Here is a 26,440-nt window from a genome sequence, read left to right on the forward strand (position 1 = left end):
GATATCTGTCTAAAACTAACCCCGCCTACCGCGAATTCACTGACCTAAAACGCGCCTAAATTACGGTATGGTTTTAGACAGTGAAATGCTGAAAGCCACGTATCACGTGGCTTATGCACTGTTCCAGCCCATACTGCTGCATTATCGGATTTGCGAGATCAATTATTTGCCGACAAAAATAGACAAGCCGAAAGCGTGAAACTTCCCATTCCGATGATAAAGGCCACAAATCCGAGTAATCCCGGCGCCCATATCCAAAGATCCCAGTGCGGGGACATCGGTTTTTCCTCGCTATCTACCTTGTGCAAGGCCGCTTCGATGATGCCGCCTTGAATCTCGCCAAAAAAATAATCCCGCGCTAGCATCAATAGCAAAACGGTGCCGAACAAAACGATGGCGATTGACAGTGTCGCCCAGGCAAATTGGATCGGCAACACAGCCTGCAGAGGTATGTTTACCTTTGCCGAGAAAAAATTTGCGCATACCGCAAGCGCACCCCCGCTCGTTAAGAGCAACATTTTTACCAGATCTTGAGCCCTCCCAACGGTAGCTTGCTGGGACTCGTTGTGTTTCTGAATGAGCTCGTTGAGCTCTGCCGAGTATTCCGGTTTACCGTCAGAAGCTGATTCGTGTTGCTCTGCCATTTTCGGATCCATGCGGTGATGTATACGGCCGACGTTAAGGCTGTCATTAAGCTGGCATAACCGAGCCAAAACCACCCATTCAGGCACAAAAAAGGCACTTGCGATAAACGCTAAGTGCCTGATTTGTATAGCTTATTTGGTGGAGCCGGGGGGATTTGAACCCCCGTCCGCCAGTACTCCGCTGTCGGTACTACATGCGTAGCCGTTTCTATTAAGTTAACCCTCAGCGACCCGAAGGGCAGGGTGCTTTGGGCGAGTTGTGTAAGTTTTAGCCGCTTCGTCCACAACGTACTGCACGGCGATTCTGTTCTATATGACAATCACTTTGGGTTTACAGACATCCCCTGATGATTGCTGGACCCGAAGGTACCAGGAGGGAAGGGCTAAGGCTGCTTACGCAGCGAGAGCGTATTCCCCGTAGGTTTCGTCATTGGCAACTATAAGAAGTTGCAACAGTGGATTTACGAGTTCTGTTACCAACTCGGCATGCACCTAAAGTTTCGCAACCGGCGTCGAATCCTAAACGGCCCCGTGCTTGTAACTCGTTGTTTCTTAGTGAGTGACAAGCCTGTGCAGTGTACGTCAATCGGCCACAGAAGGCCAACCCGAAGGTTGGCCTCGGGCAATCAGCGAGTTACTGATTGCCGCCTTTGTCCGAGTCTTGCAGGCTTTGCAGGGCCTTGGAGGTGATCTCGATGCATTTCTTGTCATCGCCTGCCGCATGGGCTGCCTTGGCTTGGGAAACGGCGGTGTCGATTTCGCCAGATTTGCCGCTGGTGTCGGTGGCGAGCAACGCTTTACCGTTGTTGATTTTGTCCAGGTTGATTTGGCACAGATCGTCTTTTGTTCCGGCCGCAAACGCGGGGGACGCCAGCATCGCAGCGGTAATGAACAAACCAGCAAGAGCGGAACGCTTCATGGGTATCTCCTTGTGCAAATAGGGCTCGATGCTGCCGGTTTTCCGTGCAGCCAGCGAGGTCACTGATGAGCCTCGTTTGTCGAGGCCTATGCAGATGACTACGCCGGCGCGCAGGGGTTCTGTTTTGTCGCTGGATTAGTCGAAAAACCCCGAAATCATTAGGTTTTGCACCCAAAGAGGGCGGCCCTAGTGGGCGCGCGCCTGGGTTACTCGATCCACCAGGTACACCAGGCCGTGGTAATCAATTCCACCGTGTTGTGTCAGGCCAATCTCACACGTACGGCTGGTGGAGATGCCCTCGCTGCAATACTGCACCGCGTCCTTCAGGCTGCGTAGCGAGTGGGCATTCAGTTCGGGCGTGGTAAAGCCTCTGTCGCCGGCAAAACCACAACAATGAATGCCTTCAGGGATCACCACGTTTTTGCTGCAACGCCTGGCCAGGTCGATCAGCGCCTGGCTCTCTCCCAGGTGTTGGGTACTGCAGGTGACATGCACGGCGATCGGGGCTTCCTGGGGGGTGAAGTCGAGGCGGTCCATCAGGTGCGTGCGGATAAAGCGTACCGGGTCGTAGAGGTCGAGACGGGTTTCGGCCAGGTCCTGGACCAGGCGCAGGGTGCACGGGCTGGTGTCGCAGTAGATCGGGTCGAGGCCGCCACGGCTGGCGTGGAGCAGGGCGCCGATCAGTTCCTGGCGTTTGTGTTCGGCTTGTTCGGCGTAGCCCTTGGATGCGAATGGTTGGCCGCAGCAGAGGTTGTCCTGATTGTCGGGGAAGACTACCTGGTAACCGGCTTTTTCCAGCAGGTTGCGGGTTTTGTCGTACAGCGACATCTGCTCGTGGTCGCCGGCTGCCGGGCCCATCGCGCGTGATACGCAGGCAGCGAGGTACACCACGCGGGGTCGCTCATCGCTCACGGCGGGGCTGAAGCGAATGGCCTTTTCCGGTTGCGGCATGGCGTTGGTCCACTGGGGGATTTGCCCCTTGGACAGGCGGGTCACCGTGGCCGAGAGCTTCGCCAGTCGCGGCGCGCCCAGCAGCATGCGCGCGCCGTTGGCTACGTGCAGGGTGAAGCGCGCACCTTGCAGTGCTGTGGCGAAATGCGTGGACAACCATTCGGCGGTTTTCGTACGGTCGGCGTCGCGGCCGCGCAGCTTTTTCACCAGGTTGCCGGTATTGATTCCCACGGGGCAGCGCTGAGCACAAAGCCCGGTGGCCGCGCAGGTGTCGATGCCCTGGTATTGATAGGTCGCTTCCAGTTCAGTGGTGTCGATACCGGCGCGTTTCCTGGCCTGGATATCGCGCCAGATCACAATGCGCTGGCGCGGGCTCAGGGTCAGTCCTTTCGACGGGCAAACCGGTTCGCAGAAGCCGCACTCGATGCACTTATCCACAAGCTCGTCGGCAGCGGGCAGTGGCTTGAGGTGCTTGAGGTGGATTTGCGGGTCTTCGCTGAGCACCACGTCCGGGTTAAGAATGCCGTTGGGGTCGAGCAGACGCTTGAGTTGCCACATCAACTGGTAGGCATCGCTGCCCCATTCCAGTTCGACAAAGGGCGCCATGTTGCGACCGGTACCGTGCTCGGCCTTCAGCGAGCCGCCAAACTCCACGGCCACCAACTGGGCGACGTCGTCCATGAACGCCTGGTAGCGTGCGACTTCTTGCGCGCTGTTGAAGCCTTGGGTGAACACAAAGTGCAGATTGCCTTCCAGGGCGTGTCCGAAAAGGATCGCTTCGTCGTAGTGATGTTTGTCGAACAGCTCGATCAGGCGATTGACGCCGATGGCCAGTTGTTCCACCGGGAAGGTCACGTCTTCGATAATCACGGTGGTGCCGGTTTTGCGCACGGCGCCTACGGCGGGGAAGGTGTCTTTGCGGATCGCCCACAGGCGCGCGTTTTCCACCGGGTCTTCGGTGAAGTCGACTTGTTTCTCCACTGGGAAGCTGGCCAGGGAAGCCATGATCAGTGCCAGTTGCTCATGCAGCAGCGAGGGCGAGGCGGCGCGGGATTCGATCAGCAGGGCGCAGGCATTTTCCGATAGCTGCTGTACGAAAGCCGGCATGCCGGGTTTGTCCTGCACCGAACGCATGCTGCGGCGGTCCAGTAGTTCAACCGCTGAAACAGGTTGGGTTTTGAGTACGGTCACCGCGTTGCAGCAGGTTTCCACATCCGGGAACACGATCAGGGCCGAGGCTTTGTTCGGGTGGTCGATCACCGTGTCGTAGGTCACTGCGCTGATAAAGCCCAGGGTGCCTTCGGAGCCGACCAGCAAATGGCTGAGGATATCCAGTGGCTCGTCGAAATCCACCAGGGCGTTGAGTGACAAGCCGGTGGTGTTTTTCAGACGGTATTTGTGGCGGATTTTTGCAGCCAGCTCAGCGTTTGCCCGGGTTTCGCGACCCAGGGTTGCCAGGCGTTCAAGCAGGTCGCCGTGACGTTGGCGAAAGGCCGCAACACTGGCCGGATCTTCCGTGTCCAGGCGGCTGCCGTCGGCCAGTACCAAGCGAATGCCCGCCAGGGTGTGATAGGTATTCTGCGCCGTGCCGCAGCACATGCCGCTGGCATTGTTGGCGACGATGCCGCCAATTTTGCAGGCATTGATCGACGCCGGATCCGGACCGATTTTGCGCCCGAATGGCGCCAGCCAGGCGTTGGCCTGCGCCCCGATCACGCCGGGCTGCAAGCGGATTTGTGTGCCCTGGCCGCGAATCTCGCGTCCGTTCCAATTGTCCCCCAGCACGATCAGTACCGAGTCGCTGATGGCCTGTCCGGAAAGGCTGGTGCCCGCCGCACGAAAGGTCACCGGCACGCGGTCGCGCTGGGCCAGTTGCAGCAGCGCCACCACTTCATCTTCCGATTCAACCCGGATCACCAGTTGTGGGATCAGTCGGTAAAAGCTGGCGTCGGTGCCGAAGGCGAGGGTGGAAAGTGGATCGTCGAAACGACGATCTTTCGGGATCAGTTGTGCGGCGTCGCTCAGAAAAGCAGCAGGCAGGCTCATCGGTCCTCCAGAAATAGCTGACGCCGGAATCGCTGCCCGGCGTCGGTTCTTACCCTATCGCGTGCAGGTCTTAGTGCACCAGCATACCGGTGAACCAGTAAGCCTGGGCCAAGGTGATCAGCCCGACGATCGTCGCGAAAAACAGGCTGTGCTTGAGGGTAAAGCGGAACAGGTCGGATTCCTTGCCCACCAGGCCAGTGGCGGCGCATGCCACGGCAATCGACTGCGGTGAGATCATCTTGCCGGTCACGCCGCCGCTGGTGTTCGCCGCTACCAGCAAGGTGTCGTTGACGCCGATCTGGTGCGCGGTGGTGGCTTGCAGCGAGCTGAACAGTGCGTTGGATGAAGTATCTGAACCCGTCAGGAATACCCCGAGCCAGCCAAGGAATGGCGAGAAGAACGGGAATGCCGCGCCGGTAGCCGCCAGCACCAGGGCCATGGTTGATGACATGCCCGAATAGTTGGTGACGAAGGCAAAGGCCAGCACCATGCCGATGGACAGGATCGGCCAGCGCAGCTCATAAAAGGTTTCTTTCAAGGTGGTCAGACCAGTTTTGAAATCAATCTTCAGCACCAGCATCGATACCAGGGCGGAGAAGAAAATCGCCGTGCCGGTGGCGGAAATCGGATCAAGCTTGAATACCGCGGGGATGGCCGTTGGCGTAGCAACGATGGGCGCAACCTTGATCACCAGTTGATCCAGGTGCGGGATCGCAAAGTTGAATACCGAGCTGTACATCGCGCCGCCGGCGGCGAACATCGCCTTGAACGGCTTGAGGGTCCAGATGGTGACCAGCACGGTCAGGATCAGGAACGGCGACCAGGCCTTGAAAATTTCCCCCAGGCTGTAAGGCGAAGCCAGGGTGTTGCGAGGCAGGCCAAAGCCACCGGCGCTGGCAGTGACGGCAGTGCCGGACGTTGCGCCAGCGATTTGCGCGCCGGCACTGCGCTTGGGCTGCCAGACTTTCAGGAACAGGGTCAGGGAAATCAGGCTGGCCAGGGCCGAGGTGATGTCCGGCAGTTCCGGGCCGATGTAGTTCGAGGTGAAGAACTGGGTAACGGCGAAGCTCAGGCCCGCAACCAGCGCGGCAGGCCAGGTTTCCTTGACGCCGCGCAGGCCGTCCATCATGAACACCAGCCAGAACGGCACGAACAGCGACAGCAGCGGCAGCTGGCGACCGGCCATGGCGCCGATCTTGAACGCGTCGATCCCGGTCACTTGCCCGGCCACGATGATCGGAATCCCCAGTGCGCCGAACGCAACGGGGGCGGTGTTGGCAATCAGGCACAGGCCGGCGGCATACAGCGGATTGAAACCCAGGCCTACCAGCAGTGCGGCAGTAATCGCCACCGGTGCACCGAAACCGGCGGCGCCTTCCAGGAACGCGCCGAAGCAGAAGCCGATCAGCAGCACTTGCAGGCGCTGGTCGTCGGTAATCGACAGCACGGAGCTGCGGATGATTTCGAACTGGCCGCTCTTGACCGTCAGTTTGTACAGGAATACGGCGGCGACGATGATCCAGGCGATGGGCCATAGGCCGTAGGCGAAGCCATAACCGGCGGCGGCGAGCGCCATGTCGACCGGCATCTGGAAGACAAAGATCGCCACCAGGATCGACAGTGCCAGGGTGATGCTGCCCGCAACGTGGCCTTTGAGGCGAAACACCGCCAGGGCCAGGAAGAAAAATACGATGGGAATGACGGCGGCCAGTGCGGACAGGCCGAGGCTGCCGAGCGGGCTGTAGAGCTGTTGCCAGGTTTGCATATGGGGTGGCCCCTAATTGTTGTTGGTCAGGCACTGCTTGGATGATTTGGGTAATTGGTATTACCAATTTACAATCACCGTTGGCTAGGTTAAAAGCCTTCTGGGGGATGTGTCAATTTGCCGCTTGTGAATCTTTGGTCGTAGCTCGGGGTTGGTGGGTGCTGATTGGCTTAAACGAGGGCGTTCTGATAGGTGCCGGATACGCGGCGATAGGCCAGAATAGGGGCCCCGGCGAGTGGTCGGGATGGTGGAGAGTGAGTTATGGGGTTTGATCAGGTGCGTCAGCGCCGTTTGTCTGACGACATCGTCGAGCAGCTTGAGGGCATGATCCTTGAGGGCACGCTGAAGTCGGGCGAGCGCTTGCCGGCCGAGCGCGCACTGGCCGAGCAGTTCGGGGTGTCGCGTCCGTCGTTGCGTGAGGCGATCCAGAAGCTGGTGGCAAAAGGTTTGCTGATCAGTCGCCAAGGTGGTGGCAATTATGTGGTGGAGTCGCTGGGTTCAACCTTCAGTGATCCGCTGCTGCATCTGCTGGAAAATAATCCGGAGGCTCAGCGTGATCTTCTGGAGTTTCGTCAGACCCTGGAGGCCTCTTGCGCGTATTACGCAGCGTTGCGTGCCACTGAGGTGGACCGCGAGCGGCTGACCGCGGCGTTCGAGGAGTTGCAGGATTGCTACACGCGGTCGGATGAAGTGAGCCGGGCGGAAGAGGGCGCGGCGGATGCGAGGTTTCACCTGGCCATCGCCGAGGCCAGCCATAACGCGGTATTGCTGCACACCATTCGCGGCCTGTTCGACCTGCTCAAGCGCAACGTGGTGACCAACATTGGTGGCATGTATCAGCAGCGTACGGAGACTCGGGACATGCTGATCAATCAGCATCGTGACCTGTACCTGGCGATTATCGAGGGGCGTGCCGAGCAGGCACGGGAAGTCTCAACACGTCACCTGCTGTATGTGCAGGAAGTGCTGGAGGAAGTGCGGCAGGAGGTTCAGCGCATGGCTCGGGCGGAGCGGCGCAAAGGAATGTAGCAATTGTGCTGGCTGAGGGAGCGGGCTCCCTCGGCCACATCAAGTCACAAGAAAGTCAGTCTTCCTTGCCCTTGTTGCGCACGGCACGCTGCAATTCCCGGTTGGAATCGCGCTCGCGCTCGGTATCACGCTTGTCGTATTCCTTCTTGCCCTTGCCCAGTGCGATCTCGCACTTGACCAGGTGCTTGCTCCAGTACCACGACAGGCAGACACAGGCGTAGCCCTTTTGCTGCACGGCCGCGTGGAGCTTTTCCAGCTCGCGGGCATTGAGCAACAGCTTGCGCGTGCGCACCGGGTCGGCGATCACGTGGGTGCTCGCGGTCATCAGCGGCGTGATATGACTGCCGAGCAGCCATGCCTCGCCGTCTTTGAGCAGCACATAACTGTCGACCAGCTGCAGCTTGCTGGCACGCAGACTTTTTACTTCCCAGCCGGCCAGGACCAGACCAGCCTCGAAACGATGTTCGATGAAGTAATCGTGTCGCGCCTTTTTATTTTGCGCGATGGTCCCTGTTGGGTGTTTCTTTTGTTTAGCCATAGGGGCGGCATTATAGGGAGTTGCGAGCGCGTCGGCTACGGTCAACCTGCGTGCTTGAGCGTGTTGAATGAATCCCGGACAATGCAGGCTGGTTTTTGATTTTTTTCTTTCGCGAATCCTGTTGTCCTTTCGCGATGTTTGCCGCTCAGCTGTGGAAATAACGCTCACATGACGACGCATATTCAACGTTCGGCCCTGCTGCCTTATCCGGCACAGGCGCTCTATGACCTGGTCAACGACGTGGCGCGTTACCCGGAGTTCCTGCCTTGGTGTTCGACTGCCGAGGTGTTGGAGAACAGTGATGAGCACATGGTTGCCAGCGTGGGGGTGGCAAAGGGCGGCTTGAGCCAGCACTTTGTCACGCGCAACACGCTGGTGCCCGGGCAGTCCATCGAGATGAATCTCGAAGAAGGTCCGTTCACTCAGTTGCACGGTGTGTGGGTGTTCAAGGCGTTGAACGAGAAAGCCTGCAAGATCAGCCTGGACCTGTCGTTCGACTATGCCGGCCCTATCGTGCGTGCCACCCTGGGGCCACTGTTCAATCAGGCGGCGAATACTCTGGTGGACGCGTTTTGCCAGCGCGCCAAGCAAATGCATGGCTGAGCCATTGGTTGAAATCGAGGTGGTGTACGCCGCGGTGGATCGCCAGGTGTTGATGAGCCTGGCAGTAGCGCCGGGCTCAACCCTCAGGGCCGCAGTGTTGGGCTCGGGGATGGCTGCGCAATTTCCGGAGCTGAATCTGCAGGATTGCCCCTTGGGGATTTTCGGCAAGGTGGTGGCAGACGCTGACGTGCGTGTGGTGCAGGCTGGAGACCGAATCGAGATCTATCGGCCATTGCTGGCAGATCCGATGGAGATACGTCGTTTGCGTGCGGCCAAGGCCGCCAAGGCAAAACAGCAGAATTCATAGCTTGCGAAACAGCAGGCAACAAAAAGCCCGGCATGCCGGGCTTTTTATCGAGCGCTGCAAACTTATTGCGGGCTGGCATCCAGGGGTTCTGGAGTCGGCACCGGAACGGTTTGTACGCCGTCGACGCCTTTCTGGATCTCGTCCAGCAAGGAACCGGGCTTGGCCGGTACCTCGGACTTGGGCTTCTCCTCGTTCTGCGCGGGCGCAGGAGCGGTGGTGCCGTTGTCCTTGCCCAGCAAGGCTTCATCGCGGCTTACGCCCGGTTTGAAGTCCCCCGACAGGCTGACGAGCTGATCATTGCCATTGAAGATGACACTGACCCGCTCCTGCTGGCGTTCACCGCCACCAGGTTGGATGCTATAGAGATAATCCCAGCGATCGGCATGGAATGTGTCGGTCAGCAGGGGATTGCCCATGATAAACCGTACTTGCCGTCGGGTCATTCCCGGGCGTAACTGGTCTATCATGTCCTGCGTGACGACATTGCCCTGCTGGATGTCGATTTTGTAAACCCCGGGGAATGAACAACCGGCGAGTGCGAGCAGTCCCACAAAGGTGAAACTGGTTAGCAAGAGCTTGGTGTTTTGCATCGGTGGGCGACTTCCACTATCTTGGCTGGGACAACGTAAACGCCGATCATACCCGTATTAAGAGAAGCTGCGAAGCAGCATCCGCGAGAAAGCTAACCATGGTTGAAAATAGCGAACTACGCAAAGCCGGTCTTAAAGTGACTCTGCCACGAGTCAAGATTCTACAAATGCTCGATTCTGCTGAGCAGCGCCACATGAGTGCCGAGGATGTATACAAGGCGCTGATGGAGTCTAACGAGGACGTCGGCCTGGCCACGGTTTACCGTGTTCTGACCCAGTTTGAAGCAGCAGGACTGGTGGTTCGTCATAATTTCGACGGCGGTCATGCAGTGTTCGAATTGGCCGACGGCGGTCATCACGACCACATGGTTGACCTGGATACCAATGAGGTTATCGAGTTCACCAGTCCGGAAATCGAGAAGCTCCAGCACATGATCGCTGAGCAGCATGGGTTCGATTTGGTGGACCACAATCTGGTTCTCTACATACGTAAGAAAAAGTAAGAAAGCTACGCAGATTCGCTCTGCGAAACGATCGAAGGCGACCCTAGGGTCGCCTTCGTGCTTTCTATAGAAAGAAAATACTCAGTAAGCCAGGCTTCAGGCCTTCGCGGTTACCACCATTTTCTTCGCGTGAGCCAAGGACTCCTTGGTCAAGTCGATGCCGCCGAGCATCCGCGCCACTTCTTCTACCCGTTCGGTCTTGTTCAGCTTGGACACGGCGGTATGGGTCGCATCGCTGACTCGCACCTTGTGCACGAACAAGTGCTGATGCCCTTGGGCGGCTACTTGTGGCAAGTGGGTGACGGTCAGTACCTGGCCGCGATCGCCCAGCCGGCGCAGCAACTGGCCCACGATCTCGGCAGTCGGGCCGCCGATCCCTACGTCCACTTCATCGAATACCAGTGTTGGCACGCGAGAGGTCTGGGCGGTGATCACCTGAATCGCCAGGCTGATCCGCGACAGCTCGCCGCCGGAAGCTACCTTTGCCAGTGCCTTGAGTGGCTGGCCCGGGTTCGCGCTGACCAGCAGTTCTACCTGTTCAAGGCCGTTGGGCAGCAGCTCATTGCTGGTGTTGGTGTGCAACTCGATGGTGAAGCGCCCGCCGGGCATGCCCAGGCGCTGGATTTCCTGCTCCACCGCGCTGGCCAGGCCGGTCGCTGCCTGATGGCGCAGGTCGCTGAGTTCTCGGGCTTTCTCTTGATAATGGCGAGCAAACGACGCCAGCTCTTCACCCAGTCGCTCGATGGATTCGTCATTAGCGTTCAGGGTTTCAATTTCATCCAGCAGCTTTTGCTGCATGGTTGCGACTTCGGTCGGCTGGATCCGGTGTTTGCGCGCCAGGGTGTAGATGGTGTCCAGGCGCTCTTCTATATCCTGCAGGCGGGCTGGGTCGGCATCGAAGTGATCGAGGAAACGGTTCAGTTCGCCCACGGCTTCTTCTACCTGGATTTGCGCGCTGGTCAGCAAGGTGGTGGCTTCGTTCAGCGAGCCTGATGCGTTATTCACGCTGGACAGTCGGTTCAGGCTTGCAGTCAGGGCGTTGAGCACATTGCCGGAATCACTTTCGCTGCACTGCTCCACCACTTGCCGGCAGATACCCAGCAGGGTTTCGGCGTTGGTCAGGTTCTTGTGTTCCTGTTCCAGTTGCTCCAGTTCCGTCTCGCCGAGCCCCAGGCTTTCCAGTTCTTCCAGTTGGTAGCTGAGTAACTGGTGACGGGCGCGCTGCTCGTCGCCGGAGTTGGAGAGGCGCTCCAGCTCCTGGCGGGTCTGGCGCCAGCGCTGCGCAGCCAATTGCACCTGGCGCGCAAGATCGGTGGCACCGGCGTATTCGTCGAGGAGTCGGCGATGGGTGTCGGTTTTCAGCAGGGACTGGTGTTCATGCTGGCTGTGGATATCGATCAGCAGTTCGCCCAGGGCTTTCAAATCGCCGAGCGGGCAGGGCGTGCCATTTATATAGCCGCGGGAGCGCCCTTCGGCCGTGATCACCCGGCGCAGGATGCACGGGCCTTCATTGTTAAGGTCGCGCTCGGCAAGCCAGGCCTCGGCTTCCGGGATATCGGCCAGGTCAAAGGTGGCGAGGATATCGGCCTTGTCGGCGCCCGGGCGTACCACCCCGCTGTCGGCGCGATCACCCAGGGTCAGGCCCAGGGCGTCGAGCATGATCGACTTGCCGGCGCCGGTTTCGCCTGTGATTACGCTCATCCCGCGATCCAGTTCAAGATCCAGATGTTCAACGATGGCGTAGTTATGTACGGACAGGTGCACCAGCATGACGGCCGCTCCCAGGCTTTAGGTCTGGTTATTTATACAGTGTTTTGTTTGGAGGTGACAATCCTGATGCTTAGTCCGATTTGCTTGAATAACTGGCTTTTTAAGCGCAACAGGGAATGATTGATAAGAATTGATCCAGGACAAGTGAAAGACTTTTGGTAACGCTTCAACCCTTGAACCTGAAAATTGTGGCCCCATATACCGGAACAGAAGCGCGAGTCGAGTTCGCGCATGATTTTGAAAGGAGAAATCTATGGCTGACGAACAGACGCAGGATACGCAAAATCCAGACGCCAACCAGGCCGCAGGTGAAGACCTGGCCGCTCGTGTGCAAGTGCTCGAAGAGCAATTGGCAGGCGCACAGGATCAATCGTTGCGTGTTGCCGCCGATCTGCAGAACGTCCGCCGCCGCGCCGAGCAGGATGTAGAAAAAGCTCACAAATTCGCCCTGGAAAAATTTGCCGGTGATCTGTTGCCGATCATTGACAGCCTGGAGCGTGGCCTTGAGCTGTCCAACCCGGACGACGAAAACATCCGCCCAATGCGCGAAGGGATCGAACTGACCCTGAAAATGTTCCAGGACACCCTGAAGCGTTATCAGCTGGAAGCCATCGATCCGCAAGGCGGCGAGCCGTTCAATGCCGAGCATCACCAGGCAATGGCGATGCAGGAAAACGCTGATCTTGAGCCGAACAGCGTATTGAAGGTGTTCCAGAAGGGTTACCAGCTCAACGGTCGCTTGCTGCGCCCGGCAATGGTTGTGGTGAGCAAGGCTCCTGCACCGGTTGCACCTTCTATTGATGAGCAGGCTTGAAATAAGTCGTAACGGCCCCATCTATAAGTCAAGCGTTTAAGTACTGCCGCAGTTAGCCACCACTGCTGCGGCAAAAAAATCTAAGTTTCGGGAGAGTAAATCATGGGCAAAATTATCGGTATCGACCTGGGGACTACCAACTCCTGCGTCTCCGTGCTGGAAAACGGCGTATCCAAAGTTATTGAAAACGCCGAAGGCGCACGCACCACTCCGTCCATCGTGGCTTATGCCAACGACGGCGAAATCCTGGTGGGCCAGTCCGCCAAGCGTCAAGCTGTGACCAATCCGCATAACACCCTGTACGCGGTGAAGCGTCTGATCGGTCGTAAGTTCGACGAAGAAGTCGTACAGAAAGACATCAAGATGGTCCCGTACAAAATCGCCAAGGCTGACAACGGTGACGCCTGGGTTGAAGTGAACGGCCAGAAAATGTCGCCGCCACAAATCTCGGCTGAAATCTTGAAAAAGATGAAGAAAACCGCCGAAGACTACCTCGGTGAAGCCGTGACTGAAGCGGTGATCACCGTTCCGGCCTACTTCAACGACAGCCAGCGCCAGGCGACCAAAGACGCCGGCCGCATTGCTGGCCTGGACGTGAAACGTATCATCAACGAACCAACCGCAGCCGCTCTGGCCTACGGTATGGACAAGGCCAAGGGCGACCACACTGTGATCGTTTACGACCTGGGTGGCGGTACCTTCGACGTTTCCGTGATCGAAATCGCTGAAGTCGATGGCGAGCACCAGTTCGAAGTGTTGGCCACCAACGGTGACACGTTCCTGGGCGGTGAAGACTTTGACATTCGTCTGATCGACTACCTCGTTGACGAATTCAAGAAAGAAAGCGGCATGAACCTCAAGGGTGATCCGCTGGCCATGCAGCGCCTGAAAGAAGCCGCAGAGAAAGCCAAGATCGAACTGTCTTCGAGCAATTCGACCGACGTGAACCTGCCGTACATCACTGCAGACGCTACCGGTCCTAAGCACTTGAACGTGAAAATCTCCCGCGCCAAGCTGGAAGCGCTGGTAGAAGACCTGGTTCAACGCACCATCGAGCCTTGCCGCATTGCGCTGAAAGACTCGGGTATCGACGTTGGCGCGATCAACGACGTGATCCTGGTGGGCGGTCAGACCCGTATGCCACTGGTTCAGAAGCTGGTTACCGAGTTCTTCGGTAAAGAAGCGCGTAAAGACGTGAACCCGGACGAAGCAGTTGCCATGGGTGCTGCCATCCAGGGCGCGGTATTGGCCGGCGACGTGAAAGACGTTCTGCTGCTGGACGTAAGCCCGCTGACCCTGGGTATCGAAACCATGGGCGGCGTGATGACTGCGCTGATCGAGAAAAACACCACGATTCCTACCAAGAAATCGCAAGTGTTCTCGACTGCCGACGACAACCAGGGCGCGGTGACCATTCACGTGCTGCAAGGTGAGCGTAAGCAAGCCGGTCAGAACAAGTCCCTGGGCAAGTTCGACCTGGCCGAGATTCCACCGGCACCACGTGGCGTGCCGCAAATTGAAGTGACCTTCGACATCGACGCCAACGGCATTCTGCACGTAGGCGCCAAAGACAAGGCCACCGGCAAGACTCAGTCGATCGTGATCAAGGCTAACTCGGGTCTGTCCGAGGAAGAAATCCAGCAGATGATCCGTGACGCTGAAGCCAACGCTGACGAAGACCGCAAGTTCGAAGAACTGGCCGCTGCCCGTAACCAGGGTGATGCACTGGTTCACTCGACTCGCAAAATGATCGCTGATGCTGGCGACAAAGTGACTGCTGAAGAGAAAACTGCAATCGAAGCCGCAGTAGTTGCCCTGGAAGCCGCCGTTAAAGGCGACGACAAGGCTGCTATCGAAGCCAAGGTTGAAGAGCTGTCGAAAGTCTCTGCGCCAGTGGCTCAGAAAATGTACGCCGAACAAGGCCAGCCGGCTGACGGTGCTGCACACCAGGCAGAACCTGAAGCCAAGCACGACGACGTTGTCGATGCCGAGTTCGAAGAAGTCAAAGACCAGAAGTAACTTGGTCGCCCGGTTGACCGCTCACAAGCGGTGACTGGTAGGATGTCGCCGCGCGGGAGCTTGCTCCCGCGTTGGCGTGTCTGGGGTACGCGAATTTTTACAGCATGCGACAACGCTCGGATGCTGGCGGTGTGATCGGGAATGCTCCTGCTTTCCGGACGACAGTCACCGCGTTTTTGGCCGGTTTCCGGTTGAAAGCAGTAACGACCAGGATCGTTGAATTGACGTGAGTTGGGTCCGGGCCTGTATTGGGGCTCAACGAGTTTGGCAAGGCTCAGGAGGGTTTTGCCGGACGTCCTTAAGAGTGCAAAGACTTATGGCAAAGCGTGACTATTACGAAGTGTTGGGTGTGGAGCGCGGCTCCAGCGAGGCGGACCTGAAAAAGGCTTACCGTCGCCTGGCAATGAAGCACCACCCGGACCGTAATCCGGATAGCAAAGAATCCGAAGAGCTGTTCAAAGAGGCCAATGAGGCCTACGAATGCCTGTGTGATCCGAACAAGCGCGCCGCTTACGACCAGTATGGCCATGCCGGTGTCGACCCAAGCATGGGTGGCGGCGGTGCCGGTTTCGGCGGGCAGAACTTCTCCGATATTTTCGGCGACGTGTTCAGCGACTTCTTTGGCGGCGGCCGCGGTGGCCAGCGTGGCGGTGCCCAGCGTGGCAGCGACCTGCGCTACACCCTGGAACTGAACCTGGAAGAAGCGGTGCGCGGCACCAGCGTCAATATCCGTGTTCCGACGCTGGTCAATTGCAAGCCGTGCGACGGTTCGGGCGCCAAGAAAGGCTCCTCGCCGATCACTTGCCCGACTTGCGGCGGTATCGGCCAAGTACGCATGCAGCAAGGCTTCTTCTCGGTGCAGCAAACCTGCCCGCGCTGCCACGGCCAGGGCAAGATCATTTCCGATCCGTGCGACTCGTGCCACGGCGAAGGGCGTGTCGAAGAGTACAAGACCCTCTCGGTGAAAGTGCCGGCGGGTGTTGACACCGGCGACCGCATTCGTCTGTCGGGCGAAGGCGAGGCGGGCACTCAGGGCGGCCCGACGGGCGACCTGTACGTGGTGATCAATGTGCGCGAGCACTCGATCTTTCAGCGCGACGGCAAGCATTTGTTCTGTGAAGTGCCGATCAGCTTTGTCGATGCGGCCCTGGGTGGCGAGCTTGAGATTCCGACGCTGGACGGTCGGGTCAAGCTGAAGATCCCTGAGGGTACGCAGACCGGCAAGCAGTTCCGTATCCGTGGCAAAGGCGTTGCGCCGGTGCGCGGTGGCGGTGCTGGTGACCTGATGTGCCGTGTGGCGGTAGAGACGCCGGTGAACCTGGGGCGTCGTCAGCGCGAACTGCTGGAAGAGTTCCGCAGCTCCCTGGCCGGCGATGACACTCATTCGCCAAAGACCACCGGCTGGTTCGAAGGCGTGAAGCGCTTCTTCGGCGACCTGTAAGGAAGTGAGTATGCGACGTATCGCGGTGATGGGCGCTGCCGGGCGCATGGGCAAGACCCTGGTCGAGGCCGTGCAGGCGCGCTCGCCGGCCTCCGGGCTGACGGCGGCGATTGTTCGTCCCGGCAGCACCTTGATTGGTGCGGACGCCGGTGAGTTGGCGTCCCTGGGGCGGATCGGCGTTTCGTTGTCCGGCAATCTGGAGCAGGTTGCCGACGAGTTCGACGTGCTGATCGATTTCACCCTGCCGGACGTGATGCTGAAAAACCTGGCGTTCTGCCGCAAGGCGGGCAAGGCCATGGTGATCGGCACAACGGGCCTGAGCGCCGAGCAAAAGCAGCTGCTGGTGGAGGCGGGCAAGGATATTCCAATCGTGTTCGCGGCCAATTTCAGCGTCGGCGTCAATCTGTCGCTGAAGCTGCTCGACATGGCGGCGCGGGTGATGGGTGATGAGGCTGACATCGAGATCATCGAGACTCATCACCGGCACAAGATCGATGCGCCGTCCGGTACGGCATTGCGTATGGGCGAGGCGATTGCCGATGCCCTGGGTCGTGACCTGTCAAAGGTGGCGGTGTATGGCCGCGAAGGCCATACCGGTGCCCGCGCCCACGACACCATCGGTTTTGCCACCGTTCGCGGCGGTGATGTGGTGGGCGATCACACCGTGCTGTTCGCAACCGAGGGCGAGCGTCTTGAGATCACCCACAAGGCGTCTAGCCGCATGACGTTCGCCAAGGGTGCCGTACGTGCGGCGCTGTGGCTGGAGGGTCGTACGCCGGCCCTGTACGACATGCGCGACGTGCTGGACCTGCATTAAGAAGTAGCTAAAACGGGGTCTCAGGAATATGCTGAGGCCCCGTTTTTACCCGCTAGGCGACGTCCTGTCGCATTCCCCTGCCTTTAAGGCTCATTAGCGGTGGACCAAAAAAGCCTTTTTCTGTAAGCTACAGCTTTAGTGTGTCCACTAAAAGCGCGCAGAATAATTCAGTGAAGAAGCGGGGTGACGTGTCCATACGTCACTCCGCTTTTTTACAACCTGCGATCGCCCTTTCAGGCTTTATTTACGGGAGGTCTTCTTGACTAAGCCAGCCATACTCGCCCTTGCTGATGGCAGCATTTTTCGCGGCGAAGCCATTGGAGCCGACGGTCAGACCGTTGGAGAGGTGGTGTTCAACACCGCCATGACCGGCTATCAGGAAATCCTTACTGATCCTTCCTACGCCCAACAGATCGTTACCCTGACCTATCCGCACATCGGCAACACCGGTACTACACCGGAAGACGCCGAGTCTGATCGTGTCTGGTCGGCTGGCCTGGTCATTCGTGACCTGCCACTGGTAGCGAGCAACTGGCGTAACACGATGTCCCTGTCCGATTACCTGAAAGCCAACAACGTTGTGGCGATCGCCGGTATCGATACGCGTCGCCTGACACGCATCCTGCGTGAAAAAGGCTCGCAGAACGGCTGCATCATGGCCGGTGACAACATCTCCGAAGAAGCAGCGATTGCAGCGGCCCAAGGTTTCCCTGGCCTGAAAGGCATGGATCTGGCGAAAGTCGTCAGCACCAAGGAAACGTACGAGTGGCGCTCCACCGTCTGGGACTTGAAGACCGACAGCCACGCGACCATCGAAGCTTCCGAACTGCCGTACCACGTCGTGGCCTACGACTACGGTATCAAGCACAACATCCTGCGCATGCTGGTCGAGCGCGGTTGCCGCGTGACCGTGGTGCCTGCGCAGACCCCGGCCAACGACGTACTGGCCCTGCAGCCGGACGGCGTGTTCCTGTCCAACGGCCCGGGTGACCCGGAGCCTTGCGACTACGCCATCAAGGCGATCAAGGAAGTGCTGGAAACCGAGATCCCGGTGTTCGGCATCTGCCTCGGCCACCAGCTGCTGGCCCTGGCTTCCGGCGCCAAGACCCTGAAAATGGGTCACGGCCACCACGGTGCCAACCACCCGGTGCAGGACCTGGACACCGGCGTCGTGATGATCACCAGCCAGAACCACGGTTTTGCGGTAGATGAAGCGACGCTTCCGGGCAACGTCCGGGCGATTCACAAGTCGCTGTTCGACGGTTCCCTGCAAGGTATTGAGCGCACCGACAAGAGCGCGTTCAGCTTCCAGGGCCACCCTGAAGCAAGCCCGGGCCCGAACGACGTAGCGCCGCTGTTCGACCGTTTCATCAATGAGATGGCCAAGCGACGCTAACTGAGCGGCCTGAGGGCGGCCCGGGAAACCGGCGGCCCCCTCGGGCTCTTCAAAGATTGTTCAAGACGGCTTGCCGACTGACCTGCGGATTTGAGTGACAAACCCATGCCAAAACGTACAGACATAAAAAGCATCCTGATTCTCGGCGCTGGCCCGATCGTGATCGGCCAGGCCTGCGAATTCGACTACTCCGGCGCCCAGGCCTGTAAGGCCCTGCGCGAAGAGGGCTACCGCGTCATCCTGGTGAACTCCAACCCGGCCACCATCATGACCGACCCGGACATGGCCGACGCCACCTACATCGAGCCGATCAAGTGGCAGACCGTTGCCAAGATCATCGAGAAAGAGCGTCCGGACGCCCTGCTGCCAACCATGGGTGGCCAGACCGCCCTGAACTGCGCACTGGACCTGGAGCGCGAAGGCGTCCTGGAGAAGTTCGGCGTAGAGATGATTGGCGCCAATGCCGACACCATCGACAAGGCTGAAGACCGTTCGCGTTTCGACAAGGCCATGAAGTCCATCGGCCTTGATTGCCCGCGTTCCGGTATCGCCCACAGCATGGAAGAGGCCAACGCGGTCCTTGAGCGCCTGGGCTTCCCGTGCATCATCCGTCCGTCTTTCACCATGGGCGGCACCGGCGGCGGTATCGCTTACAACCGTGAAGAGTTCGAAGAAATCTGCGCCCGCGGCCTGGACCTGTCTCCGACCAAAGAGCTGCTGATCGACGAATCCCTGATCGGCTGGAAAGAATATGAGATGGAGGTTGTCCGCGATAAGAAGGACAACTGCATCATCGTCTGCTCGATCGAAAACTTCGACCCGATGGGCGTGCACACCGGTGACTCGATCACTGTTGCGCCAGCACAGACCCTGACGGACAAGGAATACCAGATCATGCGTAACGCCTCGTTGGCGGTATTGCGTGAGATCGGCGTGGAAACCGGTGGCTCCAACGTCCAGTTCGGCATCTGCCCGGACACTGGCCGCATGGTTGTGATCGAGATGAACCCGCGTGTATCGCGTTCTTCGGCGCTGGCATCGAAAGCTACCGGCTTCCCGATTGCGCGCATCGCCGCCAAGCTGGCGATCGGTTACACCCTGGACGAGCTGCAGAACGAAATCACCGGCGGCGCAACACCGGCTTCCTTCGAGCCGTCGATCGATTACGTCGTCACCAAGCTGCCACGCTTCGCTTTCGAGAAATTCCCGAAAGCCGACGCCCGCCTGACCACTCAGATGAAGTCGGTTGGTGAAGTCATGGCCATCGGCCGGACCTTCCAGGAGTCCCTGCAGAAAGCCCTGCGCGGCCTGGAAGTGGGCGTTTGCGGCCTGGACGAGAAGCTCGACCTGAGCAACCCGGAAAGCATGAGCGTGCTCAAGCGCGAGCTGACCGTGCCGGGTGCCGAGCGTATCTGGTACGTGGCCGATGCTTTCCGCGCCGGCATGACCGTCGAAGACATCTTCGGCATGAACATGATCGACCCGTGGTTCCTGGTGCAGATCGAAGATCTGATCAAGGAAGAAGAGAAGGTCAAGACCCTCGGTCTGTCCTCCATCGACCGCGACCTGATGTTCCGCCTCAAGCGCAAAGGTTTCTCCGACATGCGTCTGGCCAAGCTGCTGGGCGTGACCGAGAAGAACCTGCGCACCCATCGCCACAAGCTGGACATCTTCCCGGTCTACAAGCGCGTTGATACCTGTGCGGCCGAGTTCGCCACCGACACTGCATACATGTACTCCACCTACGAGGAAGAGTGCGAAGCCGCGCCGTCGGGCCGCGACAAGATCATGATCCTGGGCGGCGGTCCAAACCGTATCGGCCAAGGCATCGAGTTCGATTATTGCTGCGTACACGCCGCTCTCGCCCTGCGCGAAGACGGGTACGAGACCATCATGGTCAACTGCAACCCGGAAACTGTTTCTACTGACTACGACACTTCCGACCGTCTGTACTTCGAGCCGGTAACCCTGGAAGACGTACTGGAAATCTGCCGTGTCGAGAAGCCAAAAGGCGTGATCGTCCAGTACGGCGGCCAAACCCCGTTGAAACTGGCTCGCGCACTTGAAGCTGCTGGCGTGCCGATCATCGGTACCAGCCCTGACGCTATCGACCGTGCCGAAGACCGTGAGCGCTTCCAGCAGATGGTTGAGCGCCTGAACCTGCGTCAGCCGCCAAACGCCACTGTGCGCAGCGAAGACGAAGCGATCCGCGCGGCCAGCAAGATTGGTTACCCGCTGGTGGTGCGTCCGTCCTACGTACTGGGTGGCCGGGCGATGGAAATCGTCTACGAAGAAGACGAACTCAAGCGTTACCTGCGTGATGCGGTGAAAGTGTCCAACGACAGCCCGGTGCTGCTGGACCACTTCCTCAACTGCGCCATCGAGATGGACGTGGATGCGGTCTGCGACGGCACCGACGTGGTGATCGGCGCGATCATGCAGCACATCGAACAGGCTGGCGTTCACTCCGGTGACTCCGCTTGCTCGCTGCCGCCATACTCGCTGCCTGCACACATCCAGGACGAGATGCGCGAACAGGTCAAGAAAATGGCCCTGGAGCTGGGCGTGGTCGGCCTGATGAACGTACAGTTGGCGCTGCAAGGCGAAGACATCTACGTCATCGAAGTCAACCCGCGCGCCTCGCGTACCGTGCCGTTTGTTTCCAAGTGCATCGGTGTTTCCCTGGCAATGATTGCTGCCCGTGTGATGGCCGGTAAGACCTTGAAGGAAATCGGCTTCACCAAGGAAATCATTCCGAACTTCTACAGTGTGAAAGAGGCGGTGTTCCCATTCGCCAAATTCCCTGGTGTGGACCCGATCCTGGGCCCGGAGATGAAGTCCACCGGTGAAGTGATGGGCGTGGGCGATACCTTCGGTGAAGCATTCGCCAAAGCCCAGATGGGCGCCAGCGAAGTGCTGCCTACCGGCGGTACTGCGTTCATCAGCGTGCGCGATGATGACAAGCCGCTGGTTGCAGGCGTGGCCCGTGATCTGATCAACTTGGGCTTCGAAGTCGTGGCCACTGCCGGGACCGCCAAGCTGATCGAGGCTGCCGGCCTGAAAGTGCGTCGCGTGAACAAGGTAACGGAAGGCCGTCCACACGTGGTCGACATGATCAAGAATGACGAAGTCACCTTGATCATCAACACCACCGAAGGTCGCCAGTCGATCGCGGACTCCTACTCCATTCGTCGTAACGCCTTGCAGCACAAGATCTACTGCACCACCACCATTGCTGCTGGCGAAGCTATCTGCGAAGCGCTGAAGTTCGGTCCTGAAAAAACCGTGCGACGCTTGCAGGATCTACACGCAGGATTGAAGGCATGATCAAATACCCAATGACCGTCCAGGGCGCAAAAGCCCTGGAAGAAGAGCACGCCCACCTGACCAAGGTCGTCCGTCCAAAGCTGAGCCAGGACATCGGTACGGCCCGGGAATTGGGTGACCTGAAGGAAAACGCTGAATACCATGCTGCCCGCGAGCAGCAAGGTATGGTCGAGGCACGGATCCGTGACATCGAAGGCCGCCTGCAGAATTCGGTGGTTATCGACGTCACGACTATCCCGCATACCGGCAAGGTGATTTTCGGCACCACCGTGGAAATCGCCAACGTCGAGACTGACGAAAGCGTGGTTTACCACATCGTGGGTGAAGACGAGGCCGACTTCAAACTCGGCAAGATCTCCGTCGGTTCGCCGCTGGCCCGCGCCTTGATTGCCAAGGAGGAGGGTGACGTGGTGGCCGTCAAGACGCCTGGTGGCGTGATCGAGTACGAGATTGTCGAAGTTCGTCACATCTGAAAGACGGCGCCCGCTTCGTGCGGGCGCCATGCTTTGGCAGTTTGCCCAGATGCTTTGGGTTGGCGGCCTATGGCTGTTACATATTGGTGTGCTGCCGGCGCTGGGCCTGATTGGCCTGGCACCGTTGCTGATCGATGAGGTCAGCGGATTATTAAGCGCGTTGCTGGTAGGTTTTGCAGCGGCGTGTGTGACGCTTCAGGCGCTGGTGCTGATCAAGGCCGAAGGCTTGGGGAGTCTGTGGCGGGATATTCGCGGGCAACTGCTGTTGATGGCGCTGTATGCGTGCGCAATGTTTTGCGTGGTGCGCATCTTTCTGCCGGAGGCGTTGCGCTGGCAGCTGTTCAGCTATCTTGTGCTAGGGTTTTCCGGGTTGGTTCTGGTTGTACAGCCGGCGCCAGGATGGAGTGGCAGGGCGTGCGAAGCACGCCCGTGACCCTTGTTTCACTTGAAGCGGTGTACGTTCGACAGTTGCTTGTTGGCGCTGAAGTTCTTGCGATACAGCAGCGCCATCTTGCCGATGACCTGAACCAGGTCCGCTTTGCCAGCCTTGCACAGTTCTGCAATAGCTGCCAGGCGCGCCTCGCGATCAAGGATGCTGACCTTGATCTTGATTAGCTCGTGATCGCCCAATGCGCGTTCAAGTTCGGCTAACACACCTTCAGTCAAACCGTTGTCAGCCACAATCAAAACTGGTTTCAGATGGTGGCCAATGGATTTGTACTGTTTCTTCTGCTCTTGAGTGAGCGGCATAATCTGACCCCTGCGTCTGATCTTGTAAAAAGCGGCGGCCAGTTTACCCGAGCGAGTCCGGGACCGCCCAGTTAATCACGACCCGTTTTATTTTCGAGGTGGCCCGTGGCCCGTTCCAAAACTAGCCTTAAGTGGCTGCAAGAGCATTTCAACGACCCTTACGTCAAAATGGCGCAAAAGGATGGCTACCGTTCCCGGGCCAGCTACAAACTGCTGGAGATCCAGGAAAAGGACAAGTTGATCCGTCCTGGCATGAGCGTTATCGACCTGGGTGCCGCCCCGGGTGGCTGGTCCCAGGTGACCAGTCGTCTGATTGGTGGACAAGGTCGTTTGATCGCTTCCGACATCCTGGAAATGGACAGCATCCCTGACGTGACCTTTGTTCACGGCGATTTTACCCAGGACGAAGTGCTGGCACAGATCCTTGAGGCCGTCGGAAATTCGCAGGTAGACCTTGTGATTTCCGATATGGCCCCCAATATGAGTGGATTACCGGCTGTTGATATGCCGCGAGCCATGTTCCTGTGCGAATTGGCACTGGACCTGGCAGGACGGGTACTGCGTCCGGGTGGTGACTTCCTGGTCAAGGTCTTCCAGGGTGAAGGCTTCGACGAGTATCACAAGAACATCCGCAAACTGTTCGACAAGGTACAGACACGCAAGCCTGACTCTTCCCGGGACAGGTCTCGCGAGCAGTATTTGCTGGGTCGCGGCTTCCGTGGCATTGAAGGCGCTGCCAGTGAAGAGCGTTTTTGAGAAATTTGACGGAGGCGATAGGTTTTTTTATATCGCTTTCGTCACGAAGCTTTACGAATATTGTGTAGTCAAAGTTTCACAAAGGGTTACAGACGGCGCCTGCCAGAGTTGTAGGTAATGTAGTAAGTTAGGCCGGTGAATATCATGCGAAGCACGCGCCAGTAGCGGAGCTTGCTTCAGAGGGTAGTTAATTGAACGATATGGCAAAGAATCTGATCCTGTGGTTGATCATCGCGGCTGTCCTCGTGACGGTGATGAACAACTTCTCCAGCCCTAACGAGCCGCAGACCCTCAACTATTCCGACTTCATCCAGCAAGTTAAGGATGGCAAGGTCGAGCGCGTAGCGGTTGATGGCTACGTGATTACCGGCAAGCGCAACGATGGCGACAGCTTCAAGACCATCCGTCCGGCAATCCAGGACAATGGCCTGATCGGCGACCTGGTGGATAACCACGTGGTTGTCGAAGGCAAGCAGCCTGAGCAGCAGAGCATCTGGACCCAACTCCTGGTGGCCAGCTTCCCGATACTGGTGATTATCGCCGTGTTCATGTTCTTCATGCGCCAGATGCAAGGTGGTGCGGGAGGCAAGGGCGGGCCGATGAGCTTCGGCAAGAGCAAGGCGCGCCTGCTTTCCGAAGATCAGGTGAAAACCACCCTGGCTGACGTTGCGGGCTGCGACGAAGCCAAGGAAGAAGTGGGCGAACTGGTTGAATTCCTGCGCGATCCGGGCAAGTTCCAGCGCCTGGGTGGCCGTATTCCTCGCGGTGTGCTGATGGTTGGCCCGCCAGGTACCGGTAAAACCCTGTTGGCCAAGGCCATTGCCGGCGAAGCCAAAGTACCTTTCTTCACCATTTCCGGTTCCGACTTCGTCGAAATGTTCGTCGGTGTAGGTGCCAGCCGTGTTCGCGATATGTTCGAACAGGCCAAGAAGCACGCTCCGTGCATCATCTTCATCGATGAAATCGACGCCGTTGGTCGCCATCGTGGCGCCGGCATGGGCGGCGGTCATGACGAGCGTGAGCAGACGCTTAACCAGTTGCTGGTTGAGATGGACGGCTTTGAAATGAACGACGGCATCATCGTGATCGCCGCAACCAACCGTCCAGACGTACTCGACCCCGCTTTGCTGCGTCCGGGCCGTTTTGACCGTCAGGTCGTTGTCGGTTTGCCAGACATCCGCGGTCGTGAGCAGATCCTGAAAGTGCACATGCGCAAAGTGCCAATGGGCGACGACGTGGCTCCGGCCGTGATTGCCCGTGGTACTCCAGGCTTCTCCGGTGCCGACCTTGCCAACCTGGTGAACGAGGCGTCGCTGTTTGCCGCCCGTACCGGCAAGCGCATCGTTGAAATGAAGGAGTTCGAGCTGGCGAAAGACAAGATCATGATGGGCGCCGAGCGCAAATCCATGGTCATGTCCGAGAAAGAGAAGCAGAACACCGCTTATCATGAAGCCGGTCACGCCATTGTTGGTCGCGTTGTGCCTGAGCATGACCCGGTCTACAAGGTATCGATCATTCCTCGTGGCCGGGCGCTGGGCGTCACCATGTTCCTGCCGGAAGAGGATCGCTACAGCCTCTCCAAGCGTGCCTTGATCAGCCAGATCTGCTCGCTGTATGGCGGCCGGATCGCCGAAGAGATGACCCTGGGCTTCGATGGTGTTACCACCGGTGCCTCCAACGACATCATGCGTGCCAGCCAGATTGCACGGAACATGGTGACCAAGTGGGGTCTGTCGGAGAAACTCGGTCCTTTGATGTATGCCGAGGAAGAAGGCGAAGTATTCCTGGGTCGCGGTGGTGGTGGTCAAGCTGCCAGCTTCTCCGGCGAGACAGCCAAGCTGATCGACTCCGAGGTGCGCAGCATCATTGACCAGTGCTACGGCACGGCCAAGCAGATCCTCACCGACAACCGCGACAAGCTCGACGCCATGGCTGATGCCCTGATGAAGTACGAGACCATTGATGCCGAGCAGATTGACGACATCATGGCTGGTCGTACGCCTCGCGAGCCTCGCGATTGGGAGGGTGGTTCGGGTACTTCGGGCACGCCGCCAGTGGTACAGAACGAACGCCCTGAAGCCCCGATCGGCGGCCCTGCTGCTGACCATTAAGGTTTGAAATGACTTCAGCGTTGTCCTCGACCCGGTTGCCTTGCGGCAGCCGGGTTCTTGATTTGGCCCATACACACGTTATGGGCATTCTTAATGTAACCCCTGATTCCTTTTCCGATGGTGGTCGCTTCAGTCAGCTTGATGTTGCGTTGCGCCATGCGGAAGCGATGGTGGCTGCCGGTGCGACTCTGATTGACGTCGGTGGCGAATCAACCCGGCCCGGCGCGCGCGCAGTTTCTCCCCTGGAGGAGCTGGAACGGGTTGCTCCGATTGTCGAGCGCGTCCATCAAGAGCTGGACGTCATCATCTCTGTCGACACCTCGACCCCTGCCGTTATGCGCGAAACTGCGCGGCTGGGTGCAGGGTTGATCAACGACGTGCGCTCTTTGCAGCGCGACGGCGCTCTGGATGCGGCCGCCGCGACGGGGCTGCCGGTTTGTCTGATGCACATGCTTGGCGAGCCGGGCACGATGCAGGACGACCCCCATTACGACAATCTGGTCGGTGAAGTGAAAGGTTTCCTTGCCGAGCGCATGGCTCAATGCGCGGCGGCGGGGATTGCTCCCGAGCGGATAATCCTCGACCCGGGATTTGGCTTCGCCAAGACCTTGCAGCACAATTTAAGCCTGTTCAAGCATATGGAATCCCTGCATGCCCTTGGTCGCCCCTTGTTGGTCGGGGTTTCGCGCAAGAGCATGATAGGTCTGGCGTTGAATCGTCCGGTGGGTGAGCGGCTGCATGGCGGCCTGGCACTTGCGGCACTTGCCGTGGTCAAGGGTGCGCGTATCTTGCGCGTGCATGACGTGGCCGAGACGATAGATGTAGTGCGGATGATCGCAGCGGTTGAATCAGCCGAATAAGAATGATGGAG

The 26,440-nt window shown here is 58.6% G+C and carries 23 protein-coding genes and 1 other RNA gene; 15 read left to right on the forward strand and 9 right to left on the reverse strand.

The annotated features are described in order from the left end of the window. Positions 1–158 precede the first annotated feature (158 nt). The 5 genes from HX818_RS01225 to HX818_RS01245 all read right to left on the reverse strand — a co-directional run bounded on the left by HX818_RS01225 (position 159) and on the right by HX818_RS01245 (position 6,325). Positions 159–644 carry a hypothetical protein gene (locus tag HX818_RS01225; protein WP_177019332.1) on the reverse strand — a complete coding sequence of 162 codons (486 nt, stop codon included), beginning with the start codon at positions 642–644 and terminating at the stop codon, positions 159–161. A 137-nt stretch (positions 645–781) separates the two neighbouring features. Further along, positions 782–1,175: a transfer-messenger RNA gene (ssrA, locus tag HX818_RS01230) on the reverse strand. Between the two features lie 103 nt (positions 1,176–1,278). Then, complete coding sequence (locus tag HX818_RS01235; protein ID WP_008436825.1) at positions 1,279–1,563, reverse strand: hypothetical protein; 285 nt, start codon at positions 1,561–1,563, stop codon at positions 1,279–1,281. 186 nt (positions 1,564–1,749) lie between these two features. Continuing rightward, positions 1,750–4,560: an FAD-binding and (Fe-S)-binding domain-containing protein gene (locus tag HX818_RS01240; RefSeq protein WP_177019333.1), complete on the reverse strand. Its 2,811-nt coding sequence runs from the start codon at positions 4,558–4,560 to the stop codon at positions 1,750–1,752. A 70-nt stretch (positions 4,561–4,630) separates the two neighbouring features. Beyond that, positions 4,631–6,325 (reverse strand): lactate permease LctP family transporter, encoded by a 1,695-nt coding sequence (locus tag HX818_RS01245; protein WP_177019334.1) that lies wholly within the window; start codon positions 6,323–6,325, stop codon positions 4,631–4,633. A 261-nt stretch (positions 6,326–6,586) separates the two neighbouring features. On the opposite strand from HX818_RS01245, the gene HX818_RS01250 reads away from it, so the two are divergent. Next, positions 6,587–7,354 carry an FCD domain-containing protein gene (locus HX818_RS01250; RefSeq protein WP_003212240.1) on the forward strand — a complete coding sequence of 256 codons (768 nt, stop codon included), beginning with the start codon at positions 6,587–6,589 and terminating at the stop codon, positions 7,352–7,354. A gap of 55 nt (positions 7,355–7,409) precedes the next feature. Here the strand turns inward: HX818_RS01250 and smpB are convergent, their stop codons facing one another. Continuing rightward, complete coding sequence (gene smpB, locus HX818_RS01255) at positions 7,410–7,892, reverse strand: SsrA-binding protein SmpB (protein ID WP_003212238.1); 483 nt, start codon at positions 7,890–7,892, stop codon at positions 7,410–7,412. Between the two features lie 168 nt (positions 7,893–8,060). Between smpB and HX818_RS01260 the strand changes: the two genes are divergently transcribed. Together HX818_RS01260 and HX818_RS01265 are read left to right on the forward strand one after the other, a co-directional pair. Continuing rightward, on the forward strand, positions 8,061–8,495 hold the full coding sequence (locus HX818_RS01260) for a type II toxin-antitoxin system RatA family toxin (RefSeq protein WP_177019335.1): 435 nt from the start codon (positions 8,061–8,063) through the stop codon (positions 8,493–8,495). Beyond that, on the forward strand, positions 8,488–8,802 hold the full coding sequence (locus HX818_RS01265) for an RnfH family protein (RefSeq protein ID WP_177009217.1): 315 nt from the start codon (positions 8,488–8,490) through the stop codon (positions 8,800–8,802). The genes HX818_RS01260 and HX818_RS01265 overlap by 8 nt, the downstream gene beginning before the upstream one ends. Before the next feature lie 62 nt (positions 8,803–8,864). On the opposite strand, the gene HX818_RS01270 is transcribed toward HX818_RS01265, so the two are convergent. Continuing rightward, on the reverse strand, positions 8,865–9,392 hold the full coding sequence (locus tag HX818_RS01270; protein ID WP_003212232.1) for an outer membrane protein assembly factor BamE: 528 nt from the start codon (positions 9,390–9,392) through the stop codon (positions 8,865–8,867). 98 nt (positions 9,393–9,490) lie between these two features. Here HX818_RS01270 and fur point away from each other — a divergent pair, with 98 nt between their 5' ends. Further along, entirely contained in the window at positions 9,491–9,895 is a 405-nt protein-coding gene (fur, locus tag HX818_RS01275; RefSeq protein WP_003212228.1) for a ferric iron uptake transcriptional regulator, read from the forward strand. Between the two features lie 96 nt (positions 9,896–9,991). Here the strand turns inward: fur and recN are convergent, their stop codons facing one another. Beyond that, a complete protein-coding gene (gene recN / locus HX818_RS01280; RefSeq protein WP_177019336.1) occupies positions 9,992–11,665 on the reverse strand; it encodes a DNA repair protein RecN in 1,674 nt (557 codons plus the stop codon). Positions 11,666–11,918: 253 nt separating this feature from the next. On the opposite strand from recN, the gene grpE reads away from it, so the two are divergent. From grpE to HX818_RS01320, 8 genes are all read left to right on the forward strand, one after another. Then, a complete protein-coding gene (gene grpE / locus HX818_RS01285; protein ID WP_003212224.1) occupies positions 11,919–12,479 on the forward strand; it encodes a nucleotide exchange factor GrpE in 561 nt (186 codons plus the stop codon). Positions 12,480–12,581: 102 nt separating this feature from the next. Then, the gene (gene dnaK, locus HX818_RS01290; protein WP_003212222.1) at positions 12,582–14,498 is read left to right on the forward strand and encodes a molecular chaperone DnaK; all 1,917 of its coding nucleotides are present in this window, start codon (positions 12,582–12,584) and stop codon (positions 14,496–14,498) included. 316 nt (positions 14,499–14,814) lie between these two features. Continuing rightward, positions 14,815–15,939 (forward strand): molecular chaperone DnaJ, encoded by a 1,125-nt coding sequence (gene dnaJ, locus HX818_RS01295; protein WP_003212219.1) that lies wholly within the window; start codon positions 14,815–14,817, stop codon positions 15,937–15,939. A gap of 10 nt (positions 15,940–15,949) precedes the next feature. Next, complete coding sequence (gene dapB / locus HX818_RS01300; RefSeq protein WP_134325716.1) at positions 15,950–16,756, forward strand: 4-hydroxy-tetrahydrodipicolinate reductase; 807 nt, start codon at positions 15,950–15,952, stop codon at positions 16,754–16,756. A 259-nt stretch (positions 16,757–17,015) separates the two neighbouring features. Next, entirely contained in the window at positions 17,016–18,152 is a 1,137-nt protein-coding gene (carA, locus tag HX818_RS01305) for a glutamine-hydrolyzing carbamoyl-phosphate synthase small subunit (RefSeq protein ID WP_003212214.1), read from the forward strand. Between the two features lie 105 nt (positions 18,153–18,257). Further along, the gene (gene carB / locus HX818_RS01310) at positions 18,258–21,479 is read left to right on the forward strand and encodes a carbamoyl-phosphate synthase large subunit (protein WP_003212212.1); all 3,222 of its coding nucleotides are present in this window, start codon (positions 18,258–18,260) and stop codon (positions 21,477–21,479) included. After that, the gene (gene greA, locus HX818_RS01315; protein WP_003212209.1) at positions 21,476–21,952 is read left to right on the forward strand and encodes a transcription elongation factor GreA; all 477 of its coding nucleotides are present in this window, start codon (positions 21,476–21,478) and stop codon (positions 21,950–21,952) included. The genes carB and greA overlap by 4 nt, the downstream gene beginning before the upstream one ends. A 28-nt stretch (positions 21,953–21,980) precedes the next feature. Continuing rightward, the gene (locus tag HX818_RS01320) at positions 21,981–22,385 is read left to right on the forward strand and encodes a hypothetical protein (protein ID WP_003212207.1); all 405 of its coding nucleotides are present in this window, start codon (positions 21,981–21,983) and stop codon (positions 22,383–22,385) included. Between the two features lie 8 nt (positions 22,386–22,393). Here HX818_RS01320 and yhbY read toward each other — a convergent pair whose 3' ends face one another. After that, on the reverse strand, positions 22,394–22,702 hold the full coding sequence (yhbY, locus tag HX818_RS01325; RefSeq protein WP_003212205.1) for a ribosome assembly RNA-binding protein YhbY: 309 nt from the start codon (positions 22,700–22,702) through the stop codon (positions 22,394–22,396). Positions 22,703–22,807: 105 nt separating this feature from the next. On the opposite strand from yhbY, the gene rlmE reads away from it, so the two are divergent. The 3 genes from rlmE (at position 22,808) to folP (ending at position 26,429) form a co-directional block, all read left to right on the forward strand. Then, entirely contained in the window at positions 22,808–23,458 is a 651-nt protein-coding gene (gene rlmE, locus HX818_RS01330; protein ID WP_003212203.1) for a 23S rRNA (uridine(2552)-2'-O)-methyltransferase RlmE, read from the forward strand. A 200-nt stretch (positions 23,459–23,658) separates the two neighbouring features. After that, the gene (gene ftsH, locus HX818_RS01335; protein ID WP_008436840.1) at positions 23,659–25,569 is read left to right on the forward strand and encodes an ATP-dependent zinc metalloprotease FtsH; all 1,911 of its coding nucleotides are present in this window, start codon (positions 23,659–23,661) and stop codon (positions 25,567–25,569) included. An 8-nt stretch (positions 25,570–25,577) separates the two neighbouring features. Then, positions 25,578–26,429: a dihydropteroate synthase gene (gene folP / locus HX818_RS01340; RefSeq protein ID WP_177019337.1), complete on the forward strand. Its 852-nt coding sequence runs from the start codon at positions 25,578–25,580 to the stop codon at positions 26,427–26,429. Positions 26,430–26,440: the final 11 nt, after the last annotated feature.

The sequence above is a fragment of the Pseudomonas sp. F9001 genome, assembly GCF_013385435.1.
Classification (GTDB): Bacteria; Pseudomonadota; Gammaproteobacteria; order Pseudomonadales; family Pseudomonadaceae; genus Aquipseudomonas.

Bases quoted from the DNA above. Each gene is read 5' to 3' on its own strand.
- HX818_RS01240 (WP_177019333.1), bottom strand. From the start codon at position 4,560: ATGAGCCTGCCTGCTGCTTTTCTGAGCGACGCCGCACAACTGATCCCG.
- HX818_RS01270 (WP_003212232.1), bottom strand. From the start codon at position 9,392: ATGCAAAACACCAAGCTCTTGCTAACCAGTTTCACCTTTGTGGGACTG.
- yhbY (WP_003212205.1), bottom strand. From the start codon at position 22,702: ATGCCGCTCACTCAAGAGCAGAAGAAACAGTACAAATCCATTGGCCAC.
- HX818_RS01320 (WP_003212207.1), top strand. From the start codon at position 21,981: ATGCTTTGGCAGTTTGCCCAGATGCTTTGGGTTGGCGGCCTATGGCTG.
- HX818_RS01225 (WP_177019332.1), bottom strand. From the start codon at position 644: ATGGCAGAGCAACACGAATCAGCTTCTGACGGTAAACCGGAATACTCG.
- folP (WP_177019337.1), top strand. From the start codon at position 25,578: ATGACTTCAGCGTTGTCCTCGACCCGGTTGCCTTGCGGCAGCCGGGTT.
- fur (WP_003212228.1), top strand. From the start codon at position 9,491: ATGGTTGAAAATAGCGAACTACGCAAAGCCGGTCTTAAAGTGACTCTG.
- HX818_RS01260 (WP_177019335.1), top strand. From the start codon at position 8,061: ATGACGACGCATATTCAACGTTCGGCCCTGCTGCCTTATCCGGCACAG.
- smpB (WP_003212238.1), bottom strand. From the start codon at position 7,892: ATGGCTAAACAAAAGAAACACCCAACAGGGACCATCGCGCAAAATAAA.
- HX818_RS01235 (WP_008436825.1), bottom strand. From the start codon at position 1,563: ATGAAGCGTTCCGCTCTTGCTGGTTTGTTCATTACCGCTGCGATGCTG.
- recN (WP_177019336.1), bottom strand. From the start codon at position 11,665: ATGCTGGTGCACCTGTCCGTACATAACTACGCCATCGTTGAACATCTG.
- greA (WP_003212209.1), top strand. From the start codon at position 21,476: ATGATCAAATACCCAATGACCGTCCAGGGCGCAAAAGCCCTGGAAGAA.
- grpE (WP_003212224.1), top strand. From the start codon at position 11,919: ATGGCTGACGAACAGACGCAGGATACGCAAAATCCAGACGCCAACCAG.
- HX818_RS01250 (WP_003212240.1), top strand. From the start codon at position 6,587: ATGGGGTTTGATCAGGTGCGTCAGCGCCGTTTGTCTGACGACATCGTC.
- ftsH (WP_008436840.1), top strand. From the start codon at position 23,659: ATGGCAAAGAATCTGATCCTGTGGTTGATCATCGCGGCTGTCCTCGTG.
- carB (WP_003212212.1), top strand. From the start codon at position 18,258: ATGCCAAAACGTACAGACATAAAAAGCATCCTGATTCTCGGCGCTGGC.
- HX818_RS01245 (WP_177019334.1), bottom strand. From the start codon at position 6,325: ATGCAAACCTGGCAACAGCTCTACAGCCCGCTCGGCAGCCTCGGCCTG.
- dnaJ (WP_003212219.1), top strand. From the start codon at position 14,815: ATGGCAAAGCGTGACTATTACGAAGTGTTGGGTGTGGAGCGCGGCTCC.
- dapB (WP_134325716.1), top strand. From the start codon at position 15,950: ATGCGACGTATCGCGGTGATGGGCGCTGCCGGGCGCATGGGCAAGACC.
- HX818_RS01265 (WP_177009217.1), top strand. From the start codon at position 8,488: ATGGCTGAGCCATTGGTTGAAATCGAGGTGGTGTACGCCGCGGTGGAT.
- dnaK (WP_003212222.1), top strand. From the start codon at position 12,582: ATGGGCAAAATTATCGGTATCGACCTGGGGACTACCAACTCCTGCGTC.